A 1,506-nucleotide genomic window follows, 5' to 3' on the forward strand; every position below is an offset into this window, starting at 1 on the left:
CGTCCCCCAGCGGGTTGAGGGTTCCGTCGCGGTCCAGGATGGCGAGTTTCATGGGGTCCTTGGGCTGCTGCACCGATCCGGCAGCGGGCTCATATTGCCAGGCGCGACAGGTCCGCCACGCGGTTCATCGCGCCGTGCAGGCTCTTGAGCAGCCCCTGGCGGTTGAGCCGCAGGTCCATCTGCTCGGCGTTGACCATCACATCGTCAAAGAACGCGTCCACCGGCGCGCGCAGCACGGCCAGGGTTTGCAGGCTGGCGGTGTAGTCGCCCGCGTCGAACTGCGCGTCGGCCTCGGGAACGAAGCGCTGCAGCGCGGCGTACAGGTCCTGCTCGGCCTTTTCCTGCAGCAGGTCGGGATTCACGTGGGCGTCCACGTCGCCCGCCTTCTTGAGGATGTTCGCCACGCGCTTGTTCGCCGCGGCCAGGGCCGGGCTCTCGGGCAGCGCGGCAAAGGCGCGCACGGCGGCGAGCTGCCTGGCGACCAGCGCCAGGCGCTGCGGGCGCAGCGCGAGCACGGCGTCGACCTCCTGCGCGCTGTAGCCCTGCTCGCGCAGGCTGCCGGCGAGGCGCTCGTAAATGAAGTCGGCGAGCGCGGCCGAGGGGTCGGTGATTTTGTCGCCGAACGCGGGCAGCGCGTCCGCCAGCAGGGCGTTCAGGTCCAGCGGCAGATCCTTCTCGACGAGCATGCGGATCACGCCCAGCGCATGGCGGCGCAGCGCGAACGGGTCGCGCTCGCCCGTGGGCAGCTTGCCGATGCCGAACATGCCGACCAGGGTTTCCAGCTTGTCGGCCAACGCCAGCACCACGCCCGGCAGGTTGCGCGGCAGGCTGTCGCCCGCAAAACGGGGCTTGTAGTGGTCCTCGATGGCGTCGGCAACCGCCCCATCGAGGCCGTCGTTGAGCGCGTAGTAGCGCCCCATGGTGCCTTGCAACTCGGGGAACTCGCCCACCATGTCGGTCACGAGGTCGGTCTTGGCCAGCAGCGCGGCCAAGTCGGCCTGCGCGGCCAGCGCCGCGTCGCCCAGTTGCCGGGCGATCGCCTGCACCAGGGCGCGCACGCGCTGCGTGCGTTCGCGCTGCGTTCCCAGCTGGTTGTGGTAGACCACCTTGTCCAGGCTTTCGACGCGCGAGGCCAGCGTCTTCCTGCGGTCCTGCTCGAAGAAGAACTTGGCGTCGGCCAGGCGCGGGCGCACCACGCGCTCGTTGCCGCCGGTCACCAGGCTGGCGTCCTGCGGGCAGATATTGCTCACCACCAGGAAGCGGTTGCTCAGCCTGCCTGCGGCGTCGAGCAGCGGGAAGTACTTCTGGTTCGCCTGCATCGTCAGGATCAGGCATTCCTGCGGCACTTCGAGAAACTGCGGCTCGAACGCGCACAGGAGCACGTTCGGGCGCTCGACCAGCGCCGTGACCTCGTCGAGCAGCGCATCGTCCGCGATGGCGCGCGCGCCGCCGCCCGCCTGCGCGGCGACGGCGGCCAGCTGGCGCGCGACCTGCGCCTGGTGCTCG

The 1,506-nt window shown here is 70.3% G+C and carries 1 protein-coding gene; it reads right to left on the minus strand.

Annotation, left to right across the window (positions count from 1 at the left end):
* Positions 1-89 precede the first annotated feature (89 nt).
* Positions 90-1,506, minus strand: a 1,417-nt coding sequence (gene glyS / locus VTU_RS0124700; RefSeq protein ID WP_010110539.1) for a glycine--tRNA ligase subunit beta, incomplete at its 5' end; no start/stop codon positions are given.

Origin of the sequence: Verminephrobacter aporrectodeae subsp. tuberculatae At4 (assembly GCF_000193225.1) — a bacterium.
In the GTDB taxonomy this organism is placed as follows: domain Bacteria; phylum Pseudomonadota; class Gammaproteobacteria; order Burkholderiales; family Burkholderiaceae_C; genus Acidovorax; species Acidovorax aporrectodeae.